The sequence below is a fragment of the Aquisphaera insulae genome (assembly GCF_011064615.1).
Lineage (GTDB): Bacteria > Planctomycetota > Planctomycetia > Isosphaerales > Isosphaeraceae > Aquisphaera > Aquisphaera insulae.
In genome coordinates, this window is record NZ_JAALJH010000069.1 from 19,693 (window position 1) to 42,794 (window position 23,102).

General features: G+C 70.6%; 19 protein-coding genes. 7 read left to right on the forward strand and 12 right to left on the reverse strand.

From position 1 onward, the window contains the following. Positions 1 to 59: 59 nt before the first annotated feature. A complete protein-coding gene (locus G6O54_RS27120; protein ID WP_165230414.1) occupies positions 60 to 719 on the reverse strand; it encodes a Uma2 family endonuclease in 660 nt (219 codons plus the stop codon). Positions 720 to 829: 110 nt separating this feature from the next. Then, positions 830 to 1,492 carry a Uma2 family endonuclease gene (locus G6O54_RS27125; RefSeq protein ID WP_165230417.1) on the reverse strand — a complete coding sequence of 221 codons (663 nt, stop codon included), beginning with the start codon at positions 1,490 to 1,492 and terminating at the stop codon, positions 830 to 832. Positions 1,493 to 1,620: 128 nt separating this feature from the next. Between G6O54_RS27125 and G6O54_RS27130 the strand changes: the two genes are divergently transcribed. From G6O54_RS27130 to G6O54_RS27150, 5 genes are all read left to right on the forward strand, one after another. Further along, entirely contained in the window at positions 1,621 to 2,361 is a 741-nt protein-coding gene (locus tag G6O54_RS27130; RefSeq protein ID WP_165230420.1) for a precorrin-2 dehydrogenase/sirohydrochlorin ferrochelatase family protein, read from the forward strand. A 105-nt stretch (positions 2,362 to 2,466) separates the two neighbouring features. Next, the gene (locus tag G6O54_RS27135; protein WP_165230423.1) at positions 2,467 to 3,087 is read left to right on the forward strand and encodes an RNA polymerase sigma factor; all 621 of its coding nucleotides are present in this window, start codon (positions 2,467 to 2,469) and stop codon (positions 3,085 to 3,087) included. Positions 3,088 to 3,120: 33 nt separating this feature from the next. After that, positions 3,121 to 7,404 carry a serine/threonine-protein kinase gene (locus tag G6O54_RS27140; protein ID WP_165230426.1) on the forward strand — a complete coding sequence of 1,428 codons (4,284 nt, stop codon included), beginning with the start codon at positions 3,121 to 3,123 and terminating at the stop codon, positions 7,402 to 7,404. 68 nt (positions 7,405 to 7,472) lie between these two features. Continuing rightward, positions 7,473 to 7,787, forward strand: coding sequence for a phasin family protein (locus tag G6O54_RS27145; protein ID WP_165230429.1), 315 nt, complete (start codon positions 7,473 to 7,475; stop codon positions 7,785 to 7,787). Continuing rightward, a complete protein-coding gene (locus G6O54_RS27150; protein WP_165230432.1) occupies positions 7,784 to 8,749 on the forward strand; it encodes an alpha/beta hydrolase in 966 nt (321 codons plus the stop codon). The genes G6O54_RS27145 and G6O54_RS27150 overlap by 4 nt, the downstream gene beginning before the upstream one ends. Before the next feature lie 4 nt (positions 8,750 to 8,753). Here G6O54_RS27150 and G6O54_RS27155 read toward each other — a convergent pair whose 3' ends face one another. The 10 genes from G6O54_RS27155 to argH form a co-directional block, all read right to left on the reverse strand. After that, a complete protein-coding gene (locus G6O54_RS27155) occupies positions 8,754 to 9,194 on the reverse strand; it encodes a DUF4279 domain-containing protein (protein WP_165230435.1) in 441 nt (146 codons plus the stop codon). Between the two features lie 382 nt (positions 9,195 to 9,576). Next, positions 9,577 to 11,346 (reverse strand): cytochrome c peroxidase, encoded by a 1,770-nt coding sequence (locus tag G6O54_RS27160; RefSeq protein ID WP_165230437.1) that lies wholly within the window; start codon positions 11,344 to 11,346, stop codon positions 9,577 to 9,579. Further along, positions 11,343 to 12,881, reverse strand: coding sequence for a S41 family peptidase (locus G6O54_RS27165; protein WP_165230439.1), 1,539 nt, complete (start codon positions 12,879 to 12,881; stop codon positions 11,343 to 11,345). Before G6O54_RS27165 ends, G6O54_RS27160 begins: the two co-directional genes overlap by 4 nt. Positions 12,882 to 13,081: 200 nt before the next feature. After that, positions 13,082 to 13,519, reverse strand: coding sequence for a carboxymuconolactone decarboxylase family protein (locus tag G6O54_RS27170; protein ID WP_165230442.1), 438 nt, complete (start codon positions 13,517 to 13,519; stop codon positions 13,082 to 13,084). A 153-nt stretch (positions 13,520 to 13,672) separates the two neighbouring features. Further along, on the reverse strand, positions 13,673 to 14,584 hold the full coding sequence (locus G6O54_RS27175; protein WP_165230445.1) for a DNA-methyltransferase: 912 nt from the start codon (positions 14,582 to 14,584) through the stop codon (positions 13,673 to 13,675). A gap of 16 nt (positions 14,585 to 14,600) precedes the next feature. Beyond that, on the reverse strand, positions 14,601 to 15,677 hold the full coding sequence (locus G6O54_RS27180; RefSeq protein WP_439650280.1) for a sigma-54 interaction domain-containing protein: 1,077 nt from the start codon (positions 15,675 to 15,677) through the stop codon (positions 14,601 to 14,603). Between the two features lie 145 nt (positions 15,678 to 15,822). After that, the gene (locus G6O54_RS27185) at positions 15,823 to 18,102 is read right to left on the reverse strand and encodes a HEAT repeat domain-containing protein (RefSeq protein WP_165230448.1); all 2,280 of its coding nucleotides are present in this window, start codon (positions 18,100 to 18,102) and stop codon (positions 15,823 to 15,825) included. Positions 18,103 to 18,152: 50 nt separating this feature from the next. After that, positions 18,153 to 19,436: a diaminopimelate decarboxylase gene (gene lysA / locus G6O54_RS27190; RefSeq protein ID WP_165230452.1), complete on the reverse strand. Its 1,284-nt coding sequence runs from the start codon at positions 19,434 to 19,436 to the stop codon at positions 18,153 to 18,155. A 68-nt stretch (positions 19,437 to 19,504) separates the two neighbouring features. Further along, positions 19,505 to 20,179: a Uma2 family endonuclease gene (locus G6O54_RS27195; RefSeq protein ID WP_165230455.1), complete on the reverse strand. Its 675-nt coding sequence runs from the start codon at positions 20,177 to 20,179 to the stop codon at positions 19,505 to 19,507. A 19-nt stretch (positions 20,180 to 20,198) separates the two neighbouring features. Beyond that, positions 20,199 to 21,587: an argininosuccinate lyase gene (gene argH / locus G6O54_RS27200; RefSeq protein ID WP_165230458.1), complete on the reverse strand. Its 1,389-nt coding sequence runs from the start codon at positions 21,585 to 21,587 to the stop codon at positions 20,199 to 20,201. A gap of 335 nt (positions 21,588 to 21,922) precedes the next feature. Here argH and G6O54_RS27205 point away from each other — a divergent pair, with 335 nt between their 5' ends. Then, a complete protein-coding gene (locus G6O54_RS27205) occupies positions 21,923 to 22,426 on the forward strand; it encodes a dTDP-4-dehydrorhamnose 3,5-epimerase family protein (RefSeq protein ID WP_205679055.1) in 504 nt (167 codons plus the stop codon). A 294-nt stretch (positions 22,427 to 22,720) separates the two neighbouring features. Beyond that, positions 22,721 to 23,053, forward strand: a complete 333-nt coding sequence (locus G6O54_RS27210) for a hypothetical protein (RefSeq protein ID WP_165230461.1) — start codon at positions 22,721 to 22,723, stop codon at positions 23,051 to 23,053. Positions 23,054 to 23,102 lie beyond the last annotated feature (49 nt).

The window sequence follows — 23,102 nt, forward strand, 5'->3', positions numbered from 1 at the left end:
CCGGCGAGGCGTCATTCGCCGCCGGATGCGATCCCTCTCCCGGTTTCGTACGCCTCGCTCTACGACGACTTTCGCCGGCTGGTTTTCGCCTTCACCTCGCCGGGCTTCCGCTTGCCGTTGCCGGCCTCGGCGGTCGCGGGCGATTCGACCTCCGCGGGGGCCTGGAGGATCTCGCGGAGCTTGCACCGGAAACCCGGGATCACGTCCTCGCCGGAGAGCTCGTCGTCCTCGCCCAGGAAGGTCGCCGTCCCATCGATGCGGTAGACGATCGCCGTACGCGAATTCGGGTAGATGACCCAGATCAACGGGATGGCCACCTTCCGGTAGTCTACGAGCTTATCCTCGAGTTCCGAAGCCCGGTCTCGCGGCGAGACGACCTCGACGGCCAGGTCCGGGGGAATTCGCACGAAACCACTGGGAGCCAGATCGCCCGGTAGCCGCCCCTTGCGGACAAAAGAGACGTCGGGAACGCGAACGCGTCCAGGGACGTGGGGGAAGCACTGGAAGCCATTCGTTCCAGGCCAGACCAAACCCAGCCCCCCGGCCTGGCAATACGCGCGGAGCAGGAAGTACAAGGTGCCCTCGATCAGGCTTGATTCCGACCCCATGGCCCGCTTCACCAGCTTTCCATCGACGAGTTCATACCGCTTCCCGTCCGGCAGGCGCAGGAGATCCTCGGGGGTGTATCGCTTGGTCCTGGTCTGGCTGGCCACGCTCATGGACGGCTCCCGGCCCGGTTTCCTCTTCGCGAAGTTATCCCGCCATTTTAGCCGGAAACGAGGCCCGGGACGAGTCGGCGAGTGACGGGGACATTCCCGGTCTCGCGGGCTCAGGGCTTCCGGCGCTTGCTTCGACTCCTGGACCCGCCGGGCTTCCCCGCGCCGTTGTCGGACTCAGGCTCGACAGGCAGCTTCCTCTCCGAGACGGCAGGCAAGATGGAGCGGAGCGGACATCGGAAGCCGGGGAGCACATCCTCGCCAGAGAGTTCCCCATCCTCCCGTATCAGGCTCACCGAGCCATCGGCCCGGTAGATCCAGCCCTTTCGCGTCACCGGATAGATGACCCAGATCAGAGGAATGCTCGCGCTGCGGTAGTCGTCCAGCTTCTCGTCGAGATCCGAGGCGAGATCCCGCGGCGAGACCACCTCGACGGCCAGGTCCGGCGGGATCTTCGCGAAACCATCCGGTGAGACGTCGGCGGTGATCCGGGCCTTGCGGATGAAGGAGACGTCGGGCCGACGTACCCGATTCGGATCCCGCGGAAAGCACTGAAATCCGCAACTCGCGGTGAGAACTGAACCCAGGTCGTGCTCTCTGCAAAAATGGACCAGAAGGAAGATCAAGAGGGATTCAATGCCCCCTGTGAGCATCGACATGGTTTTCTCCACGAACTGACCGTCCACCAACTCGTAATGGTCTCCATCAGGGTGGTCGAGCAGGTCTTCGGGGGTGTACATCTTCGTCTGCGGCCTGGTCTGGCTGGCCACGCTCATGGCACGACTCCCGGGCGGTTCGTCTCCGCGAAATCATCCGGATATCATAGCCTGTATGGACACCGGACGCGACCCGGCCCGCGCGAGGCGAGGCCGAGGCGACCGGGCTCGGCCAGGAGACGCCCCTCATGCCCGGCTACACGATCGAGCTGAAGCTGGAGGGCCGGACCGCCGTCGTCGTGGGCCTGGGCGCGGTCGGCCGGCGCAAGGCGGCGGGCCTGCGGGCCGCGGGGGCCCGGGTCGTTGGGGTGGACCCGGTCGCATCGCGGACGATTGCCGAAGAACTGGCCGGGGTCGAGGTGGTCGCGGAGCCCTACCGAGACGAGCATCTGCGCGATGCCTTCCTGGCGATCGCCGCCGCCTCACCGGAGGTGAATCGCCTGGTCGCGGCCGACGCGAAGGCCCGGGGGATCCTGGTCTGCTCGGCGAGCGATCCCGACGCGGGGGATTTCGTCGTGCCTGCCTCGTGGATCGGCGGCCCGCTCGCGCTGACCGTGTCGACCTCGGGGGCCAGCCCCGCCCTGGCCGCCGCGCTCCGCGACCGGGCGGTCCAGGCCCTCGGCCCCGCCGCGGCCGGCCTGGCCGCCGTCCTTGCCGACCTCCGTCCGCTGGCCCTCGCCCGGATCTCGGACCCGGACGCCCGGCGCCGGATCCTCCGCGAGTGGGCCGAACCCAGGTGGCTGGAACTTTGTCGGGAGCAGGGTCCCGAGGCGGTTCGGCTCGCCCTGCTCCGGGAGCTCGCCGAGGCATCCCGACCGACAGCGTGCATCCAAGACCCAACACCCATCCATCACGCGAGAATCCACGACGCGGCCGAGCACCGCGTGGAGGCTGAGCCCGCTCGAATGCGATCCACCTGGGAAACGTGACACGACGGGATGGACCGGACGTATGCTAGGGCAGATTCGGAGCCATGGCCGCGATGGCGGCCTCTCTCACGGCTGCCCGGAGGCTCGACCAGAGGTGCACCTGCCATGACTGGAACCGAAGCGCCGACCGAGAGTTTCGAGTCCCTGATCCGCCGGGTCCGCGAGGGCGACCAGGTCGCGGCGGCGGAGCTGGTCCGCCGCTATGAGCCGGCCATCCGCCGCGCCGCCCGGGTGCGGCTGGTGGACACGCGGCTGAATCGGCTGCTCGACTCGATGGACATCTGCCAGTCGGTGCTCGCCAGCTTCTTCGTCCGTGCGGCGATGGGGCAGTATCACCTCGAATCGCCCGAGCAATTGCTCAAGCTGCTGGCGACGATGACCCGGAACAAGCTGGCCGGCGCGGTCAAGGGCCAGCGCGCCCAGCGCCGCGACTTCCGCCGGATCGAGGCCGTCGGGGGGGACGATCCGGGCGACTCGTCCGCCGGACCGGGCATCGACGCGATCCCGGGCCGGGTTCCCTCGCCCAGCCGCGAGGTCGCCGCGCGCGACCTGCTCGACGCGGCCCGGCGGCGACTCCTCCCCGACGAGCTCGACCTCTTCGAGCAGCGGCAGGAGGGCCGCGAGTGGGCCGAGATCGCGGCCGAGCGCGGCGCCAGCCCGGAGGCGATCCGCAAGCGCCTCGCCCGCGCCGTCGATCGCGTGGCCGAGGAGCTGGGACTCGACTAGCATCCCGCGGCCCTTTCACCGCAAACTGAGAGCATGAGCCTTCCCGACGACACCCGATTGGTGCCGGCGGCACTCGTCCGGGCGGCCGGCGACGTGCACCGCGACCGCTGGCGGCACGGGGATCGGGTGCCCGTGGAGGCATTCCTGGAGTGCGTCGGGATCGATCGCATCGGCAGCACGGAGCTGCTCGACCTGGTCTACGGCGAGGTCGTCCTCCGCGAGGAGGACGGCGAGTCTCCCCAGCTCGATGAATACCTGAGGCGCTTCCCCGACCACGCCGAGTCCCTCCGCGCCCAGTTCGAGATCCACGAGGCCCTCCGCGACGGCGGTTCCTTCGCGATCGATCTGACTTCCCCGTCGATCGCCCCCAACGATGCGGCCGGGGTCGATCCGATCAGCACGATCGACGGGGCACGGGACGCCGCATCGCCGTTGTTGGCGACGGCCGAAGTCCCGTCGCCGGCCCCGCCGCCGAAGCCCGCGCCCACGGAACCGGCCCCGGAGCCGGGCTGGCCGCGGGTCGAGGGTTTCGACATCCACGGCGTCCTCGGCAGCGGAGGCATGGGGACCGTCTTCCGCGCCTACGATCGCAGGGCCCGCCGGCTTGTCGCGCTCAAGACCATGAATCGCGCGGGGGCCGTCGCCCTGCTCCGCTTCAAGCGCGAGTTCCGCACCCTGCTCGACGTCGTCCATCCCAACCTCGTCAACCTGTACGAGCTGATCTGCGACGGCCGGAGCTGGGTGCTGACGATGGAGCTCCTGGACGGGTCGGATTTCCTCCGCCACGTCCGGGCCGAGCCCGATCTGGCCGCGCGGGAGCGTCGACTCCGCGAGGCGCTGCGGCAGCTCGCCGCGGGGGTCGCCGCCCTCCATGCCGCGGGCAAGCTGCACCGGGACATCAAGCCGTCGAACGTGATGGTGACGGAGCGAGGCCGGGTGGTCCTCCTGGACTTCGGCCTGGCCGCCGAGCAGGAAGAAGACGGCCGGCACCGGAGCACGGAGGAGCACCTGGTCGGCACGGCCGCGTACATGGCCCCGGAGCAGGCCGCCGGCGGGGCGGTCTCGGCGGCGAGCGACTGGTACAGCGTGGGCGTGATGCTCTACGAGGCCCTGACCGGCCAACTCCCGTTCCGGGGGAGCATGCTCCAGGTCCTCATGGACAAGCAGCGCCTCGAGCCGAAGCCCCCCGGGACCGTCGCGCCGGGCGTCCCCTCCGACCTCGACACACTCTGCACGTCCCTCCTGCGGCGGAATCCGGAGGAGCGGCCGACCGTCTCGGAGATCCTCCGCCGGCTCCGAGGGCCGGACCCGGCCGACGCGTCGAGCCAGGCGGGGCGCGACGTCGCAGATCCCTCCGCGAACCCGCCGAGCGCGTCGGCGGTCTCCCTCGTGGGCCGAGAGAGGCACCTCCGCGCGCTCGCCTCGGCGTTCGAGGATCGCTCCCGCGGCCTGCCGGTCGCCGTGTTCCTGCACGGTTCATCGGGATCGGGGAAGTCGGCGCTGCTCCAGAGCTTCCTCGACGGCGTGACCGATCGCGGCGAGGCCGTGGTCCTCTCCGGGCGTTGCTACGAGCGGGAGTCGGTCCCCTACAAGGCGTTCGACAGCGCCATCGACGCGCTCGGTCGGTATCTCGGCCGCCTCGGCCCGGCGGAGGTGGCGGCCCTGCTGCCGCGCGACATCGGCTCGCTCGCCCGGGTCTTCCCCGGCCTGCGGAGGGTGCCGGCCGTGGAGGAGGCGCCCCGTGCCGGCTTCGAGACGCCCGATCCGCAGGAGCTGCGGCGGCGTGCCTTCCGGGCGCTCCGCGAGCTGCTGGCCCGGATCGGCGACCGACACCCCCTCATCCTCGCGATCGACGACCTTCAATGGGGCGACGCGGACAGCGCCGCGCTGCTGGCCGAGCTCCTCCGCCCCCCCGACGCCCCGCGGCTGCTCTTGCTGGCGACCTACCGGCGCGAGGATCGCGAGCGGAGCCCGCTCCTCCGGGCCCTCGCCCAGGCGGGCCTGCTCGGCGGGATCTTTGGCGCGGCGGGGCCGGATGCGTCCTCCCGGCTCGACGGTCGCGAGCTGGCCGTGGATCCGCTGGGGCCGGACGAGGCCCGCTCGCTGGCGCGTGCGCTCCTGGGCGAATCGGCCCCGGCGGACGCGGAGGTGCGAGACCGCGTGGTCGAGGCGATCGCCGAGGAATCCCGGGGCAATCCGTTCTTCGTGGCGGAGCTGGCGCGACACGCGGTAACCGACGAGGCCGCCGCACCGGAGGGCCCCGCCGGGGCCGAGAGCCGGCCCCGGGCCGAGGCCTCCCTGCCCCCGAGCCCGACGACCTCGAGCGGCCTGGCCCTCGACAATGTCCTCTGGACGCGGATCAGGCGGCTGCCGGCGGAGGCCCGGCGGATCCTCGAGCTGGTCGCCCTGGCCGGTCGGCCGCTCCGGGTCGCGGAGCTCGGCCGCTGCGTCGACCAGGCGGAAGATGAGCGCGTCTCGCTGGCCCTGCTTCGCGCCGGGCGATTCATCCGCAGCACGGGCCGCGCGGAGACGGACGAGGTGGAGACCTACCACGACCGAATCCGGGAGACGGTCGTCGCCCGGATCGGCGCGGACGCCACGAGGGAACTCCACCGCAGCCTTGCGTTCGTCCTCGAGGCGTCCGGGCGGACCGATCCGGAGGTGCTGGGCGAACATTTCCTCGGCGCCGGGCTGCCGGAGCGGGCCCTCGGTCACTTCGCCCGGGCCGCCGACCAGGCCGCGGCGGCCCTCGCCTTCGAGCGGGCCTCGGCCCTCTACCGGCGGGCGCTGAACCTGACCCCGGACGCGTCCACGAGCGGCTGGCGGCTGCGGGCCGCGCTGGGCGACGCCCTGGCCAACGCGGGCCGCGGCGAGGAGGCGGCCCGCGCCTACCTCGAGGCCGTGCCGGGCGCCATGCCCTCGGAGGCGCTGGACCTCCAGCGCCGGGCGGCGATGCAGCTCCTCGTCAGCGGGCACATCGACGAGGGGACGGAGGCCCTCCGGGCGGTCCTCGCCGCCATCGGCGTGTCGCTGCCGGACAGCCCCCGGCGGGCGCTCCTCTCGCTCCTCCGGAGCCGCTTCCGCCTCTGGCTGCGCGGCCTGAGCTTCGACGAACGCCCCGCGGACAGGGTGCCCCCGGCTGAGCTCGCCCGGATCGACGTCTTCTGGTCGGCCGGCGTGGGCCTCAGCGTCGTCGACACGATCCGCGGGGCGGACTTCCAGGCACGCGGGCTGCTCCTGGCGCTCGACTCGGGGGAGCCCTCGCGGATCGCCCGGGCGCTCTCCATGGAGGCCGCCCACTCGGCGTCGATGGGTGGCTCGCATCGCCGTGCGACGGAGCGGCTCCTGGCCACCGCCGAGGCCCTCAGCCGCCGCGTCGATTCGCCCCACGCCCTGGGCATGGCGACCATGGCGCGTGGCGTGGCCGCCTATCTCGAGGGCCGCTGGACCGAGGCCCAACGCCGGTGCGATGAGGCCGAGGCGATCCTCCGCGACCGCTGCACGGGCGTGGCCTGGGAGATCAACACGGCCAACGCATTCTCCCTCTGGGGGCTCAGCCACCAGGGGGCCCTCGGCGAGCTGTCCCGGCGCTGGCCGATCCTGCTGGAGCGTGCCCGCGACCGCGGCGACCTGTACGCCGCGATGAACCTGTCGTCGTACCTGATGTCGATCGTGAAGCTCACCGACGACGAGCCGGCCGCCGCGCAGGCCGGACTCGAGGAGACCTCGGCCCGGTGGTCCCGTCGCGGCTACCACGTCCAGCACAACGATGCCCTCTGGGCGGCGGCCCAGATCGACCTCTACCGCGGCGACGGCATGGCCGCGTGGGAGCGGCTGCGGGCGTCGTGGCCGGCGCTCGAGGGCTCGATGCTGCTCCGCGTGCAGTTCATCCGGACCTCGATGCGGTTCCTCCGCGGCCGTGCCGCGATCGCCGCCGCCGCCGGGCTCCTGCAACCCGCCCCGTCGCGGGCCCGCGAGCTCCTGGCCGTGGCCCACCGCGACGCCCGCCGCCTCTCCCGCGAGCGGATGCCCTGCCCCACCGCCTTCGCCCTGATGATCACGGGGGGCGTCGCCGCGCTCCGGGACGACCGGGACGCGGCGATCGCGTCGTTGCGGCGGGCCGTCCCCGCCTTCGAGGCCGTGGACATGCGGCTCTGCGCCGCCGTCGCCCGCCGCCGCCTGGGCGAGCTGCTCGGCGGCGAGGCCGGCGCCGAGGAAGTCCGCCGGGCGGACGAATGGATGGCTGGCGAACAGGTCCGCGACCCGTCGCGGATGTCGTCGATGATCCTCGCGAGTCTCGCCGGCACTCCCCCGTGAGGTCCCCGCCCGGCCCGCGTATAATGACGGATGGTGACAACCCTCTCCCTCGGAAGGAGCAACCGACGATGATCGATCTCATCAAGAAGACGCTGTACACGGGAGTCGGCCTCGCCCTCATGACCAAGGACAAGGTCCAGGAGCTCGGCGAGGAGCTCGCCTCGCAGGCGAAGCTCTCCGAGGGCGAGGGCCGCGAGTTCGTCGACCACCTGATGAAGCAGTCCGAGACCGCCCGCCAGGACCTCGAATCCCGGATCAACGTGGCCGTCCAGAAGGTCGTCGGCGCCATGCCGCTGGCGAGCAAGGACGAGCTCACGAAGCTCTCCGCCAAGGTCGAGGAGCTGACCGCCAAGCTCGAGGCCCACGCGAGCCACGCGCAGTGACGGTCGCCGTCTCGGCCCCGGCGAGCGAGCCGCGCCGGCGGCATCGGCGGCGGCTCGCTCGCGGGGCCGCCGCCGCGCTGATCGTCCTGGCATTGTGGATGGCCGTCTCATGCCTGGTGGCCTATCGCCTGACGCGGCGCTGGCACGCTCGCCTCGACGAGCCGGCCCCCTCCGCGCCCTGGGGGACGATCGAGGGCCTTCGCCTCGGGACGAGCGACGGCCAGGACATCGGCGCCTGGTTCGTGGACGGCCGCGAGCCGGCCTCGGCCTCGGTGGTCGTGATCCACGGGAACAAGGGGAACCGCGGCAAGAGCCTGAAGCGCGCGGCGTTCCTCGCGGCCGACGGGCTCGCCGTGCTGATGATCACGCTCCGCGCCCACGGCGATTCCTCCGGGGAGATCAACGACTTCGGCCTGAGCGCCCGCCGCGACGTGATCGCCGCCGTCGAGTACCTCGAACGACGTCGCCCCGGCCGGCCGATCGTCATCCTGGGCACCTCCCTCGGCTCGGCCGCCGCGGCATTCGCCTCCGGTGAGCTGGACCGGCGTGTCTCCGGCTACATCCTCGAGAGCCCCTTCTCCGACCTGAAGACCGCCGTCTGGAATCGGACGCACACCTACCTACCGTCGATACTCGCCCCGCTCGCCTATGCCGGGATGCGCGCGGTCGGCCCTCTCTTCGTCCCCGAGCTCGATCGCATCTCCCCGCTGTCCGCCGTCCGCGGCGTCCCCGCCAGCATCCCCGTCCTGCTCCTCGCGGGCGCGCTCGACACCCTGGCGACCCCCGCCGAGGCCCGCGCGTTCCTGCGCGCCGTCGACGGCCATGGCGAGCTGATCGTCTTCCCCGACGCCCACCACAACAACCTCTATGACTCCGCCTCGGCCACCTACGAGCGAGCCGTCCTTGGCTTCTGTCGGAAGCTATCAGCGGGCATCACCTCGAGGAACGACTCCTTACCCTGATTCGCTACGACTCCTCTTCGTACGGGCCGTAAAAGTCGAACCATAGTTCGATGTTGAGTTCGGCCAGCCTCCTCATCTGGGACGGCGGGATGGTCGGCCCCCCGTGCCCACTCCGGGAACACCAGTAGCAGGAGATATCCATCCGGCAGCCCTTCTCCTGCAGAGATCGGATCGCCTCGGCTCTGGGCACCAAGCGGTCGAGGAGCCAATCGATGTGGCGACGAGAATCTCGCGATTCGACCTGACCCTGCGACTCCAGAAACCAGCCGTTGATGGTCGCGACATTCGGCGGCCGACCGGCCCGCTGAGCGAGCTCACCACGGCGTTGCCAGCTCGACGGCTCGATCTCGAGGCGATCGGTGATCGCGGCCGGGTCGATCTCCCCCGGATAGATTCGGAGCGTCGCGTAGGTCCGGGCGCATGTCGGGTACTCGTCATCGGACATAAAAGCCTCGGCTCGCATGTAGGGCGTGGATGTGGTCCGGCCCGACCGGGACGATGGCGGTTACCAGCCTGCCCGACACTCCGAGCGAAGCCGTCCCTCGTGACATCCTCTCCACTGACTCTCCCCCCCTGCCAGTGGTTCTCCCGGCTTGCCTCCACCCTCGACCGGCGGCCCGCTCCGAGACGCTCCCTTCTGTCCCACGGCGCCGCCATGCCCCAGAGCTGGAGGCTGAACGGGGCAATCCAGATTTCAAGGGCTTCCCGGAAGTCTGGTGCGGTGTTATCCACGAAGAATGGACAGAGACGTCTCTTACGAGATCACGACGAAGTGCCAGAAACCTGAGAATATCTCCGTCGCGGCTTATGCCTCGCGAGTCTCCCTATCAGAGAGTTCGCAGGTAGGCGAGGAGGTCACACAGTTCGAGGTCCGTGAGGCCCACGCCGGGCGGGTGCTTGTGCTCGGAGAAGACGGCCTCGAGGGAGCTGGCGCGGCCATCGTGGAGGAACCGCGTCCGCTGGCCTATGCCTCGGAGTGAGGGCGGATTGAACTCGCGGTTGCCGGCATCGTCGAGGAATCCGACGTCCTTCACGCCGTCTGTCGTCAGGGCCAGCCCGGCGTGGCAGGTCGCGCATTTCTTCGAGCGGAAGACGAGGGTGCCACGGCCCGAGGCCTCGCTCGCGACGGCCAGGGGGGGCGGAGGGCGGAGCGACCGCACGTAGGCGGCCAGGTCGGCAACCTCCCGAGCATCCGGGGGCTTGCCGCGCATCGTCGTCTCGACCGAGGCGCGGATCTGGTCCTCGAGCGTCCTGAAGTTGCCGAGCCAGCCCCAGGGTCCGGTCGATCCGGCCCCGAGCAGGGACGGGACGAGCTTCGGGGCTCCGTAGGAACCGTCGCCGAAGGTATCGACCGAGAAGCCGCCGGTGTGCCCATCCGCGTGGCAGCTCCGGCAGCTCATCCAGCCGTGGTGCGACAGCCCGGCCGAGGTGAAGAAACGCTCCCCGCGTTCGACGGCCGTCGGCTCCGGGCGAGGGCCGAGGGAGATGACGCGTACCTCGCCGCCACCCGGGGGCACGACCATCACGGCGTCCTCCTCGACGTCGGCGACGAAGGCGAGATCACCCTTCGGGCCGAGGGCGACCGTGGACGGGCGGGTCCCGGCCGGGATGCGGACCACCGGCGCGGGACGATCGCCGAGGATGGCGACCTCCCCAACCCCGGCGAGCGCGACGACGATCCGCCCCTTCGAGTCGACGGCGAGGTCCTCGGGATCTGCCGCGGCATGGCCCACCTCGTCGAGGTCCCTCCACGACGACCCCCGCAGAGGATCCGCCGCGGAGTCGAGGATCGCGTCCGACCGGAGGGAGAGGACCTGGTTCTTCATCAGGTCTCCCCAGTGGACATCGTCGAAGCTCGAGGTCGCGAGCCGGCTGGACACCTGGCGGGCCAGGATCACCGTCGCCCCGCCGTCCGCGACCGTCAGCCCCCGGAGGTTGTGGCCGGGGATCTGCCGGACGGATGTGATCGCGCCCTCGAGCGGGTCGATGATCGCGAGCTTGCCACCGAACGCATCGGCCACGAGGACCGCATTCCCCTCGCGCAGCGGGAGGACCTCGCGGGGCGAGAAGGGGATGTCGATCGAGCGGCGGAGGCGCAGGGCCCGTGCGCCCGCGGCCGGCTCGATGTCCACGATCATGAGCCGCCGGCCCCAGCGAGAAGCGACCGCACAGGCCCTCCCGCCGGGCAGGATCGCGATCCGGACCGGATCCGGGCCGAGGCCCAGTCGCGCCTTCACGTCGAGCCCCCCGGGCCGATGCTCGAGGAGCAGGATCTCGCCGGCCTCCGGGTCGATCGCGGCGTAATGAACGCCGTCCGGGAGCGGAATCAGGTCGCTCAGGGCCCGGGCGACCTGGTGCTCCACGATTCGCTTCCCGGCCGGGACATCGATCACGCTGATCGTGCCCGACCTCTCGTTCGCGACCAGGAGCGTCGTCCCGCCGCCCGAGAGCGCGAGGGCGATCGGCCGGCGGATCCGACTCGCCAGCTCGTTACCGCCGGTGGCGGGCGGCTCCGCGGCCGCCCCGACCGGCGCGACCGCGATTCCCGCCAGGACGAGCCCCAGGGCCAACGGGAGCCTCCGGCCGGGGATGGTCATCCGGAATCCCTCCCGCCGGCCGCGGGGACCTTCGCCTTCCCGTCTCGCACCGCGGTATCGGGCCGCTGGAGCGCCCTGCCAAGCACCTCGAGAGCCGCCTTCAGGGACGAATCCTCGGCCCGAGCACCGGGCCCGGATCCGGCGACGGAGTGCTGCGCCGGGGCGATGGCGACATCGGGGGTCACGCCGGGTCGAGCGTCCTGAGTCGGCGAATCGAGCGGCTCGTCGGCGGACGCCATGGAGGCCGTGACGGCGGGGGCGATGTCGCCGATGGGGAGGCCGTCCGGCGATTCCAGCAGGCCGGTCACGAGGCTCGCCGTGCGGCCCCCCTGGCCGATGGGGACGGTCGATCGCGAGGCGCCCAGGCCGGCGGTGACGGTGCCGACGATCGTGGCCCGCCTGTTCGCCTTCAGTGCGGCGGCGATCCACTCGGCGTGTTCCGAGGTCGCCCGATCGACGAGGAGGGCCATGGGCCAGCCCGGGAACAACGAACCCGGCTCGGCCCGATAGGTCACCTCGCGATTGGCGAGCCGGAGCCGGCCGATCGTCCCGCCGTCCAGGAGCTCGTCGGCCAGGAGCACGGCCGGATGGGTCTCGGACGAGCCCCGGCCCCGAGGCATCTGGCGGAGGTCGATCACCACGGCCCGGAGCCCTTCGGCCTCCATCTTCGCGGCGGCCTCTCGCACCTCGCGCGCGGTGCTCGCGAGGATCGCCTCGATCTTGAGATAACCGATGGGCCCCGCACCTGCGATCCGGAAGCTGCCCGGACGGGCGGCGCCGGGGGCGGCTTCCGCCGCCTCCGATCGGAAGCCCTTCGGACCCGCGGGGCCGGAAATCGTGGCGTGGCGCATCGCCTCGCGGTTCATCCGGAAGGTCCGGGGCTCCTTCTCGCCCGTCCGGCGGACGGCGACGGTCACGGGCGTCCCTTCGTCACCGCGGAGCTTGTCGATGTACTCGCCGAGCGTCAGCCCGTCGAGGGCGTCGCCATCGACGGCTTCGATCACGTCCCCTTCCTTCATCCCCGCGCGCTGGGCCGGGCCCCCCTCGAGGAGGCCCGTCACCCTGGGCCGCTTGGACGCCTCGTCCATGGTCACCGCGATCTGAATGCCGACGTAGCGATTGCCGGCGAGCTGCGCGGCGACCTTGCTCTCCTTCGCCTCCATGATCGTGAGCCCGCCGGGCACGCTCGCGGAGACGCCCTCCAGGAACGCCCGGTCCAGGGCCGCCTCGGTCGTGGCCCTCCCGCCCGGCTTCGGCCGGACCATCTCCAGCAGCCCGGAGAACTGATCGTACGTGGTGCGCTCGGAAATCTCCCGGCCGAGCCCGTTCGGCGTCGGCACCCTGACCGCGCGGTACATGGCGACGATCCCGGCATGGAGCATCTGTTGCCGCGTCGGCGCCTCGACGTGATGGGCCTGCACCGCGTCGCAGATCGCGCGGAAGCGGTCCGCCAGGGACTCGTCGGCCGCACCGGCCAGGGTCCCTGGCCAGTGCGTCGCCGCGAGGGACAGGAATGCCAGGATCGCGCGTCGCACGTCACCCATCTCCTCATGACTATCAGGCGAAGACCGTCGCGGCGCCGATCGCCCGCGCCCACCAGCAGTCTATCCGGCGCGTCGGTGACAAGTCACCTGAGGCTTCGCCTCGCGGGGCGGCGCGAACGGTGCATCCCCGCGGAGGAGGCGCGGTCGGGCCACGCGATGACCGCGGCGACACGGCTGATCGATTCGGCAGATCAATCCCATTTCGGCCGCACATCCGGCTCGATCTGATATCCATTGGCCATGGCATTGGTCATGTTGAACAGGCCGACGACCGCCATCATCTCGCCGATGGCCTCGGCGTCGAGGCCCAGCTTCTTGAGGGCCGTGGTGTGCGAGTTCACGCAGTAGTTGCAGCCGTTGGTGGCGGAGACGGCCACGGCGATGATCTCGCGCGTGACGGCGTCCAGCCGGGGCGTCCGGCCGACGGCCTCGGGATGCATGATCGTCTTGAGGCTGGTCCAAACCACCTCGAGCTGCGTCGGGTTGGAGGCGATGACCTGCCAGAACCGCGGGACGAAGTCGATGTTCTTGGTCCGCTTGATGTCCTCAAAGATCTCCGCGACCTTCCCCGTCGCCTCGCTCGGATCGACGGGCCGGACCGTGGCGACGGGCGGCTGGGATTCGGGCATGGGTGGCCTCCTTTGCCGACCAGTGTAGCGGAAATGGGCCTCGAGCGGCTCACTGCTCCGAAACACCTCGGAGAGACCGCGAAGTCCCTCGATGATCTCCTCGCCCTTGGACCAGGCGGTCCTGCGTCGCCCGGTTGGTTTCTAGGCCAAGTGCTACCCCCTCGCCTTGCTCCCCCGCCCCTTGCCGCCGACCATCGGGTCGGCTCCGCCTTCGAGGGGCTGGCCGATCCGCGTGGCGTCGAGCCGGGCGTTGATGGCGGCGGCGTAGTCCTCGGAGAGCTCGAAGCCGAGGAAGCGGCGGTCGAGCTTCTTGGCGACGGTCAGCGTGGTGCCGCTGCCGCCGAAGGGATCGAGGACGACCTCGCCGGGGTTGGAGCAGGAGCGGAGGATCCGCCCCAGGAGCTGCTCCGGCATCTGGCAACCGTGCCAGCCGGCGCGCTCCTTGAAGGTGCCGCAGACGCGGGGGACGTACCAGGTATCTCCCTCGGGCGAGAAGCCGTCGGGGACGTCCTGCGGGCGGAGGATCCACGTGTCGTCCGGCAGCCGGCCGGCGGGATTGGCCCGGCTGTCCAGGTAGACGAGCTGCCGCGCCGAGGGGACGCGGATCTCGGTGTCGTTGAACGTGAACCGATCCGGGTTCTTGACGAAGTGAAACAAATGAGCATGACTGCGCGCGAACTTCCGCGTGCAGTGGACGCCGAAGGTGTAGTACCAGATGACCCAGCTCCGGACCGACAGGCCGAGCTCGCGGTGGAACATGACCTTCATCTCGGCCGCGTACTCGTCGCCGATCGCCAGCCAGAAGGTGCCGTCGGGCTTGAGGACGCGGACGACTTCCCTGCCCCATTCCTTCGTCCAGTCGAGGTACGCCTCGTCGCCGCGGCGGTCGTCGTAGACGTCGTACTCGTAGCCGATGTTGAAGGGCGGGTCGGCGAAGACCAGGTCGATCGAGCCCGTCGCCACCGCGGGGAGGAGCTTCAGGCAATCGCCCTGATGGAGGCGGTCGACCTCGATCCCGGGCGGGACCGCGGCCGGGGCGGCGGAGGTCTTGAGGACGGCTTTCATGGCGTGTGGGGCTCGCTCACTCGTCGTCGGGGAGGGGGTCGTCGGCACGCGAGCCGTCGCCGGGCTCGCCGGGTCCGTCGCCATTGCGGGCGGAACCCCCGGGGGCGTTCTCGTCGATCCGGTACTCGGAGAGCTTCTTGTGGAGGGTATTCCGGTTGATCCCGAGCCGCGCGGCCGCCTTGATCTGGACCCGGTCGCAGGTCTGGAGGACCTGCTGGATCAGCTCGCGCTCGACCTGGCCGACGATCCGGTCGTGCAGGTCGTTGGCGTTCGGGCCGGCGGCGCGGATGCCCTGGCGGACGAGCTCGACCGACAGCGAGCCGAAATCCGCCCCCCCGCCGCGATGGCGGATCGGCCGCGGCGGGGCCTCGCCGCGGAGCTGGGGCGGCAGGAACTCGACGAGGAGCTCCGGGCCGTTCCCCAGGATCACGGACCGCTCGACGTAGTTCTGGAGCTCGCGGACGTTCCCGGGCCAGTCGTGCTCCCGGAGCCGGCGCATGGCCTCGGGGTGGACCTTCCGCATCTCGCGGCGGTTCTGCTCGCCGTACCGCTTGAGGAAGAAGAGGACCAGCGGCTCGATGTCGTCCCGCCGCTCGCGGAGCGGCGGGAGATAGATCGGCACGACGTTGAGCCGGTAATAGAGGTCCTCGCGGAACCGTCCGGAGTCGATCTCGTCCAGCAGGTCGCGATTGGTGGCGGCGACAATCCGGGTGTCCACCTTCTTGGTGTTGTTGTCGCCGACGCGCTCGAACTCACCTTCCTGGAGGACGCGGAGCAGCTTCACCTGGAGCTTGGGGGAGGTCGAATTGACCTCGTCGAGGAAGATGGAGCCGGTGTGCGCGGCCTCGAACCGGCCCGTGCGGTTGTCCACGGCCCCCGTGAAGGATCCCTTCACGTGGCCGAAGAGCTCGCTCTCCAGCAGGCTCTCCGTGAGCGCGCCGCAGTTGACGCGGATGTAGGGGCCGGTGGACCTGGGGCTGAGGTCGTGGATCGCCCTGGCGATCAGCTCCTTGCCGGTGCCCGTCTCGCCGACGATCAGGACGCAGGCCCGCGACGGCGCGACCTGGCGCGTGGTGCGGAAGACGTCGCGCATGGCGGGGCTCTCGCCGAGCACCCCGGGCAGCCCCATGGAGGGATGCTGGTGCGGCGCGGCGGCCGAGGCGCCCGCGGCGGACAGGGCGCCGAGCGTCGAGGCACCGTAGCTGGTTCGGCTGTCGATGGGCATGGTCTGGTTCAGTTCAGCGTGCGGGGAGCCGGGGATCCGGCGCGGGGGCTTTGGCCTTCGTCCTGGTGTTGCCCGCGGCCCGGGCGCGGAGGGCCGATACGGCGGAGGCGATCGCCTCGCGGGTCGCGGCGTCCGGCTCGGCGGTCGCGTCGGCGGCGAGCTGGATCTCCTGGTCGCCGGAGACGAGCGGGCCGAAGCGGGCGATGCTGTGGGCCAGCGAGCCCGCGGCCTTCGAGCGAAGCGCCGGGGGCCGGGCCACGTCGATGGCGGCATCGGCGAGGCTCCGCTGGGCGGCCGTGGTGGGGACATCCGCCAGGGCCGCGGCGGCGGACTCGCTCGTGGCCGGCACGCCCAGGGCGAAGATCAACGGGGGCCCGGCGGTCGCCAGGTCGGCGGCGAAGGGGCCGTCCGGCCGGCCCGCCAGCTTCGCCAGCAGCGCCGCGGCCTCGACCGTGTAGCGGGAGCGATCCTCGGGCGTCAGTCGAGAGGGCCGACCTTTCAGGAGCTGCTCCAAGATGGCCGAGCTCACGGGCTGGACGATGAACTTCACGCCCGGGAAGTTCTGCGGCAGCGAGGGACGCTCGACGTCCAGGTGGAGCGGCCCGTAGATGTAAACGGGCAGGTTGGCAGTGCGGGCGTCGCGCTTCAGGTTGGTGAGCACGTCCGTCAGCGTCCAGGTGTGGTTGCCCTCCAGGGCATGGGCGACGAAGACCAGCTCCGTGTCGGCCGCCTCGACGGCGGCCAGGAAGCCCTCGCTCCCATCGAGGCCGAGGGAGACCTCATAGCCGAGGCCGCGGAGCGCGCCGGCGACCTGGCTGCCGCGGTTCGGGTTGGTGTCGATCACGACGGCCCGGGGCGGGGGCTCGGCGGAGATGAACCGCGTGAGGACCGGGACCAGTCGGCTGGAGCCGGGGAACGGCCCACGCGGTTCCATGCCCACGATCGCCCGGGCGGCCGCGAGCTGGGTCCGGCGACCGGGTGCCACCAGGGCATCGACGAGCGGATGCGGCCGGCCGTTCCGGGCAAGGTCGCCGGGCTGGACGTTCCGGGCCAGCGCCATCGCCGCGGCCCCGGCGAGGTCGTCCTTGCGATCGGCCGTCGCCTTCCGGAGGACCTCCTCCAGGACGGCCGGGCCTTGCTTCACGGCGGCGTCGAAGACCGGCTGCTCCTTGCCCGGGAAGTCGTTGAACCCGGCCCGCGCGACGGCGGCCTCGAGCGTGAGGCTCTGGTTCACGACCTTCGCGTCCAGGTCATTGGGATCCAGTCGCGCCGCCTGGCCCGCGAGCTTGAGGCCGAAGGTACGCTCGGCGTCGGTCGCCTTCATCGCCCGCGGTGCCGGGACCTTGCGGCCCCCGTCCCACCCCCAGACCATCACCGGATCGCCGGGGAATTCCACCTGGTGGCGGTGGTATCGCCAGGCGGCCTCGGTCAGGACCCGGGTCGGGGCGACGGGCTGAGCCTCGAACGGCTTCCCGGTCAGGCGGGCGATGGCGGCCCGGGCGGCTTCCTTGACGGGCGGCGGGGTGTCCGCCGCGGCCGCGGCATAGGTCAGGAACGGGACCGCCGTGGGCTCGCCGAGCTTGCCGATGGCCTCGGCGGCATCCGCGGCCACCGACGGCTCCGCCGCATCGACCGCGGCCAGGAGCGCGGGGACGGTCGATCGGTCGAGCCGGCTGAGGTTCTTGAGGTAGAGGGCGTGGGCCTCCGGCGAGACGCCGGGCTTCGTCATGGCCTCCAGGATCGCCGGCACCGCGTACGGGCCCGCCTCGCGGAGCCCGGCGACGGCGTAGTTCTGCTCCAGGGGCGTCCCGGTCAGCTCCGCCGCCAGCGCGGCGACCCGGTCCGGCTGCAAGGCGTGCCGGTAGGACGCCTCGGAGAAGCGATTCACCAGCGGCTCGGCGAATCTCGCCGTCGACCGATCGTCGGCCAGGCGGAGGATGGACCGGATCCCGTACTTCTCGCGAATCTCCGCCAGGACTTCGTCGCTGACCTCGGCCTTGCTGAATCGCTCCAGGTAGGGGACGGCCTTGGCCGCCTGGCCGGTCTCGACCAGGTAGTCGACCGCCGCCCAGAGCTCCCGGGGATTCCTCGGATCCATGGCGAAGAGCTCCGGCCCCGGCGGCTGGGCCGGGGCCGCCGGCGCGACGGACAGGACCGCCGCGGCCGGGGCCAGGATCGCGAGCAAGAGGAGCGGCGCGGCCGATCGCGGGCGGCGTCGCCCTGGCGCCGAGTGGCGTCCTTCGGGGAGCCCTCGGCCCGGTCGACCCGGGGAGTTCTGGAGGTTACCACGCATGGAACAGGTCCGATCTCGTGAAGGTCTCGGGTCCCCGGGTGGGTTCGGGTTCAGATGCCGACTTCCTGTCGGACCAGGTCCTCGTAGGTCTCTCGGCGGCGGACCAGCCGAGCCGTCTCGCCCGCGACGAGGATCTCCGCGGCGCGAGGGCGAGTGTTGTAGTTCGAGGCCATGACCATCCCGTAGGCCCCCGCGGAGAAGACGGCGATCAGGTCCCCGGCGCCGAGCGAGGGGAGCGAGCGGTCCTTGGCCAGGAAGTCGCCGCTCTCGCAGATCGGCCCCACGACGTCCCACGCCTCCGTCCCGGCGATCTCGGACTCGTAGTCCTCCGGCGGCGCGGGGAGCCCCGCGGGCACCTCCACCGGCCAGATCCGGTGGAACGACTCGTAGAGCGCGGGCCGGATCAGATCATTCATGGCGGCGTCCTGGATCAGGAACCGCTTGTCCCCGGACTGCTTGGTATATACCACACGACTGACCAGGATGCCCGCGTTCCCGGCGATCACCCGCCCCGGCTCGATCGCCAGCCGGCATCCCGCCGCCTTCACGCTCGGCACGATCACCGAGGCGAACTCCGGGATCGGCCGCGCCTCCTTGCCCTTGTAGGCGATCCCGTATCCTCCGCCCATGTTGTACCACCCGATCGGATGCCCCATCTCGCGCAACTGGCGGATCACCTCCACCCCCTTGGCCACGGCGCCGGCGTAGGGCTCCACCGTGGTGATCTGGGAGCCGATGTGCATGTGGATGCCGATCATCTTCAGGCCGGGATTCCCGACCGCCGCACGCCCCGCCCGCAGCGCCCGCTCGATGTCCATCCCGAACTTGGACTGCTTCTTGCCCGTCGAGATGTACCGGTGCGTCTTCGGGTCCACATCCGGATTGACCCGCAGGGCGATTGGCGCGACCTGGCCCCTCGACGCCGCCACGCGGGCGATGGCCTCCATCTCGGCCTCGCTCTCCACGTTGAACATCAGGACGCCGGCATCCAGCCCGGCCGCGATCTCCTCATCCGTCTTGCCGACCCCCGCGAAGACCGTCTTCGACCCCGCGCCCCCGGCAAGTCCGACGCGGTAGAGCTCTCCCTGGGAGACCACGTCGAACCCGCTGCCGTGCCCGGCCATCACCTTCAGGATGCCCAGGTTCGAGTTCGCCTTCACCGAGTAGCAGATCAGCGGATCGAGCTCCGCGAACGCCGTTTGCAGCGACTTGAGCGTGCCGAGGATCGACGCCTCGCTGTAGACGTACAGCGGCGTCCCGAACCGCGCGGCCAGGTCGGCCACGGGGACATCCTCGCAATAGAGCTGGCGATCGCGGTAGTGGAACGGTTCCATGGGTTCTCGAGGTTGGAGAAGCAGAGACTCACACGAACATTCTTCGACCTGCAACGACTTTCCGGTCGTCAGGGCAGGATTTCTCGGACCACGAGCCGGCCGACCTCGCGGCCATCCAGGACGAGCGGGACCTCGTCGTCGGCCTCGAAGACGCGAACGTCCTCATAAGCCGCCGGCGCCCCCTCACGGATCGGGGCCGGTTTCGTCAGGACTTCGAGCCGACGTCGGTTCAGGTCCACGATCCAGTAGATCGGGATGGCGCAGGATGCGTATACGGCGGCCTTCACTCCGCGATCGAGCCCATAGCTGGACTCAGCCACCTCGACGACGAGTGCCGAGTCGGCGGGTGTCCGGGCCCGACCCGCGTAGTCGCGGCGAGTGCCCCTGAGGACCCAGGCGTCGGGCTCCGGCTCTCCCTGGCGATCGTCGATCGTCATGGACGTCGCCATCGACACGAAGTACCCCGCCGGCATGAAGGCCGAAAGGACCTCCTGGATCAGGTCGCAGGCAAGGTTGTGGGGAGGGTTCTTTGTCATCTTTTCAACGAGCATCCCCTCGATCAGCTCCACCTTCGGCTCGAGGCCGAGGACTCCGGCCTCGGCCATCCGACGATACTCCTCGAGCGTGATCCGATGCCGCGAAGCCATCAGGATCGACAGGGGATCCGGCGCGACCGGGAGGGCATCGGGGACCGCGGAGGGCTTGATCGGAGTCGGGATCGTCGGTGTCGTGACCGTCGCCATGGGTGCCTCCAGCCTGGGCTTACAACCCCAACGATTCCTTCCACCGATCGAGCTGCCGGTCGACTTCCGCCGGCGCGGTCGAGCCATACGAGCGGAACGCCTTGACCGCGTTGGCGACGCCCAGCCGCTCGCGGGTCCCCGGCCCCAGCGCCGGGTCGGCCTCGGCAAACTCGGCGTCGGTCAGGTCGGCCAGCCGCGAGATCCCCTTGCGGTCGCACAGGCCGACCAGCCGGCCGATGACGGCGTGGGCCGTCCTCTGGGGGACCCCTCGCTCGATCAGGTGCTCCATCAGCGTGGTCGCGTCCAGGAAGCCCTCCTCCAGCCGGTCGGCGATGCGGTCGCCTCGCAGGCTCGCCCCGTCCACCACCACGGCCGCCAGCTCGAGGCAGGCCTCGACCGTGTCGAAGGCGTCGAAGAGCGGCTCCTTGTCTTCCTGGAGGTCCCGGTTGTACGCCAGCGGCAGGCCCTTCACCAGGACCAGCAGCGTGGTCAGCGACCCGATCACCCGGGCCACCCGGCCCCGGATCAGCTCCAGCACGTCCGGGTTCTTCTTCTGCGGCATGATGCTGCTGCCGGTGCAGATGGCATCGGGCAGCGACAGGAACCCGAACTCCTGCGTGCTCCAGAGGATCCACTGCTCCGCCCAGCCCGCCAGGTGCTCCGCGATCATCGCCAGCACGAAGACCGACTCGAGCGCGAAGTCGCGGTCGCTGGAGACGTCCAGGCTGTTGGCCGCCACCGCCTCGAACTCGAGCTCCCGCGCCACCGCCTCGCGGTCGATGGGCAGGCTCGTCCCGGCCAGGGCCGCCGCCCCCAGCGGGAGCACGTTGAGCCGCTTCCGGCAATCCGCCAGCCGGCTCCGATCGCGGCCCAACTTCTCCACGTGGGCCAGGAAATCGTGCGCGGCCAGGACCGGCTGGGCCCGCTGGAGATGGGTGTACCCCGGGATGATCACCCCGCGATGCCTCTCACCGGCCTTGACGAAGGCCCTCTGCAGATCCGCCAGGCGCTCGTCGATCCGATCGAGCGCGTCCCTCGTCCAGAGCTTGAGGTCGGTGGCAACCTGGTCGTTGCGACTCCTCGCGGTATGCAGCTTCCTTCCCACATCCCCCAGTCTATCAACCAGAGCGGCTTCGATGTTCATGTGGACATCTTCGCGCTCCAACTGGAATGGAAATTCGCCGCTCTCGATCTGAGCCCGGATTTCCGACAAGCCCAGCACAATTTGCCGGCATTCGTCGTTCGTCAGGATGCCCACCTGGGCGAGCATTTGCGCGTGCGCGACAGAGCCCCTGATGTCTTGCCGAAAGAGGCGTTGATCAAAGGAGATAGATTCCGTGAACCGCTCGACCCGGCGGTCCGTGCCGGAGGCGAAGCGACCGCCCCAGGCCTTTGATCCCTCTGCCATGACTCCGTCGCTCCGGGTTCCAGAGATTGCGCAAGCTTTCGGCATCGATGACCCAGTCTAGGCACACAGGAAGCGACTGTCAAACCGCGGACGGCAATCACGGCTCTGAAAAAAAGAGCTGAGCGGATCGTCGGGGAGGATGGTGGGCTCGTCACTTCCGGCGAGATGGTTATGATACGTCGCCCAGGAGACACGGCGGCCCGTTCGCGGGTTCTCGCCGCCCCCCGCCTGTGCGGCACATCAGCGAACCGGTCCCGGCCCATTCCCGGGGGACAGCCGGGCGATGACGGATCGGACATCTCTCTCTTTGAAGATCTAGGAATGGAGTGGAACCGGTGTCTCAGACCCTGACCGCGCCGTACCCGACGTACACGGATGGAGAGATCGAGGGCGTCGAGATCCGCCCGCTCAAGTCGTTCCACGACTCGCGTGGGTGGCTCGTGGAGATCTTCCGCCATGACGAGTTGGGGGAGGATCGGTGGCCCGTGATGACCTATGTCTCCTCGACGTTGCCCGGCGTGGCCCGCGGGCCCCACGAGCATGTCGATCAGACGGACGGCTTCGCGTTCATCGGCCCGTCGGACTTCCGTCTCTACCTGTGGGATACGCGCGAGGGGAGCCCGACGAAGGGGAACCGGAAGGTGGTGACGCTAGGCGTCTCCAAACCCGCCGCCGTCTGGATCCCGCCGGGCGTCGTGCATGCCTACCGGAATATCGGGGAGACCCCCGGGCTTGTCTTCAACGCGCCGAATCGCCTCTACGCGGGGTGGGGCAAGAAGGAGAAGGTCGACGAGATCCGGCACGAGGAGGCCGATCCGCGGATGTTCCCGATGGACTGAGTAGCCGTCCCATGAGGCCGGTGGACCGAGGGAATTGGGGGCTGGCTCCGAGTCTTCGAGGTGCCTGTCCCCATTTCCCGGGCTCGGCGCCGCCGGTCGCCGACGCCTGCGGGTCGGGCTTCCGGGGGGCTGGTCCGCGAGAAAACCGCTGACGGGCGCGACCGGCCGCGCCTAGAATGGGACAGAGACGGTACGGCAGTCGCCCCCCTCGCATGGTCGATGGTCAAGGCGGCCCCGCTCTACCCCAGTCCCAGGAGTCCTCGGCACCAACCCCGGACGCGAGGCCGATCGCCCATGACCGCCGAATTCCCCCATCAAGGCCCGGCCCCCTGGGACGACCCCGAGTTCCACGCCGCTCGGCTGGCGGCCAAGCGCGTTCGCGTGGCCCGAGCCTGGCCGGACATCCGGACGTGGTCGCTCCTGATCGTCCTGGCCACCCTCTGGATGGGCCTGCTCTTCAACCCGGCGATCGGCCCGCTCCTCATGGGCGCCCTGATGGCCTTCTCCCTGGCCCTCAGCGTCCTGGCCTGCGCCATGGCCCTGGGCATGCTCGGCACCGGCCTCTTCGCCGTCGGGGACATCCTCCTGGGCTGGCTCCGGCGCAGCAGCCGCTGGCCGGAGGAGTGAGGCTCGGCCGTTTCCTTCGCGGCGCCCGCGCCCGGAGCGATCGCGGCCC

What these genes read in the sequence shown, in the direction of transcription:
- G6O54_RS27155 (WP_165230435.1), bottom strand. Translation starts at nt 9,194, where the DNA reads ATGTCCGATGACGAGTACCCGACATGCGCCCGGACCTACGCGACGCTC.
- G6O54_RS27125 (WP_165230417.1), bottom strand. Translation starts at nt 1,492, where the DNA reads ATGAGCGTGGCCAGCCAGACCAGGCCGCAGACGAAGATGTACACCCCC.
- G6O54_RS27195 (WP_165230455.1), bottom strand. Translation starts at nt 20,179, where the DNA reads ATGGCGACGGTCACGACACCGACGATCCCGACTCCGATCAAGCCCTCC.
- G6O54_RS27175 (WP_165230445.1), bottom strand. Translation starts at nt 14,584, where the DNA reads ATGAAAGCCGTCCTCAAGACCTCCGCCGCCCCGGCCGCGGTCCCGCCC.
- G6O54_RS27130 (WP_165230420.1), top strand. Translation starts at nt 1,621, where the DNA reads ATGCCCGGCTACACGATCGAGCTGAAGCTGGAGGGCCGGACCGCCGTC.
- G6O54_RS27135 (WP_165230423.1), top strand. Translation starts at nt 2,467, where the DNA reads ATGACTGGAACCGAAGCGCCGACCGAGAGTTTCGAGTCCCTGATCCGC.
- G6O54_RS27180 (WP_439650280.1), bottom strand. Translation starts at nt 15,677, where the DNA reads ATGCGCGACGTCTTCCGCACCACGCGCCAGGTCGCGCCGTCGCGGGCC.
- G6O54_RS27160 (WP_165230437.1), bottom strand. Translation starts at nt 11,346, where the DNA reads ATGACCATCCCCGGCCGGAGGCTCCCGTTGGCCCTGGGGCTCGTCCTG.
- argH (WP_165230458.1), bottom strand. Translation starts at nt 21,587, where the DNA reads ATGGCAGAGGGATCAAAGGCCTGGGGCGGTCGCTTCGCCTCCGGCACG.
- G6O54_RS27120 (WP_165230414.1), bottom strand. Translation starts at nt 719, where the DNA reads ATGAGCGTGGCCAGCCAGACCAGGACCAAGCGATACACCCCCGAGGAT.
- lysA (WP_165230452.1), bottom strand. Translation starts at nt 19,436, where the DNA reads ATGGAACCGTTCCACTACCGCGATCGCCAGCTCTATTGCGAGGATGTC.
- G6O54_RS27185 (WP_165230448.1), bottom strand. Translation starts at nt 18,102, where the DNA reads ATGCGTGGTAACCTCCAGAACTCCCCGGGTCGACCGGGCCGAGGGCTC.
- G6O54_RS27140 (WP_165230426.1), top strand. Translation starts at nt 3,121, where the DNA reads ATGAGCCTTCCCGACGACACCCGATTGGTGCCGGCGGCACTCGTCCGG.
- G6O54_RS27210 (WP_165230461.1), top strand. Translation starts at nt 22,721, where the DNA reads ATGACCGCCGAATTCCCCCATCAAGGCCCGGCCCCCTGGGACGACCCC.
- G6O54_RS27145 (WP_165230429.1), top strand. Translation starts at nt 7,473, where the DNA reads ATGATCGATCTCATCAAGAAGACGCTGTACACGGGAGTCGGCCTCGCC.
- G6O54_RS27170 (WP_165230442.1), bottom strand. Translation starts at nt 13,519, where the DNA reads ATGCCCGAATCCCAGCCGCCCGTCGCCACGGTCCGGCCCGTCGATCCG.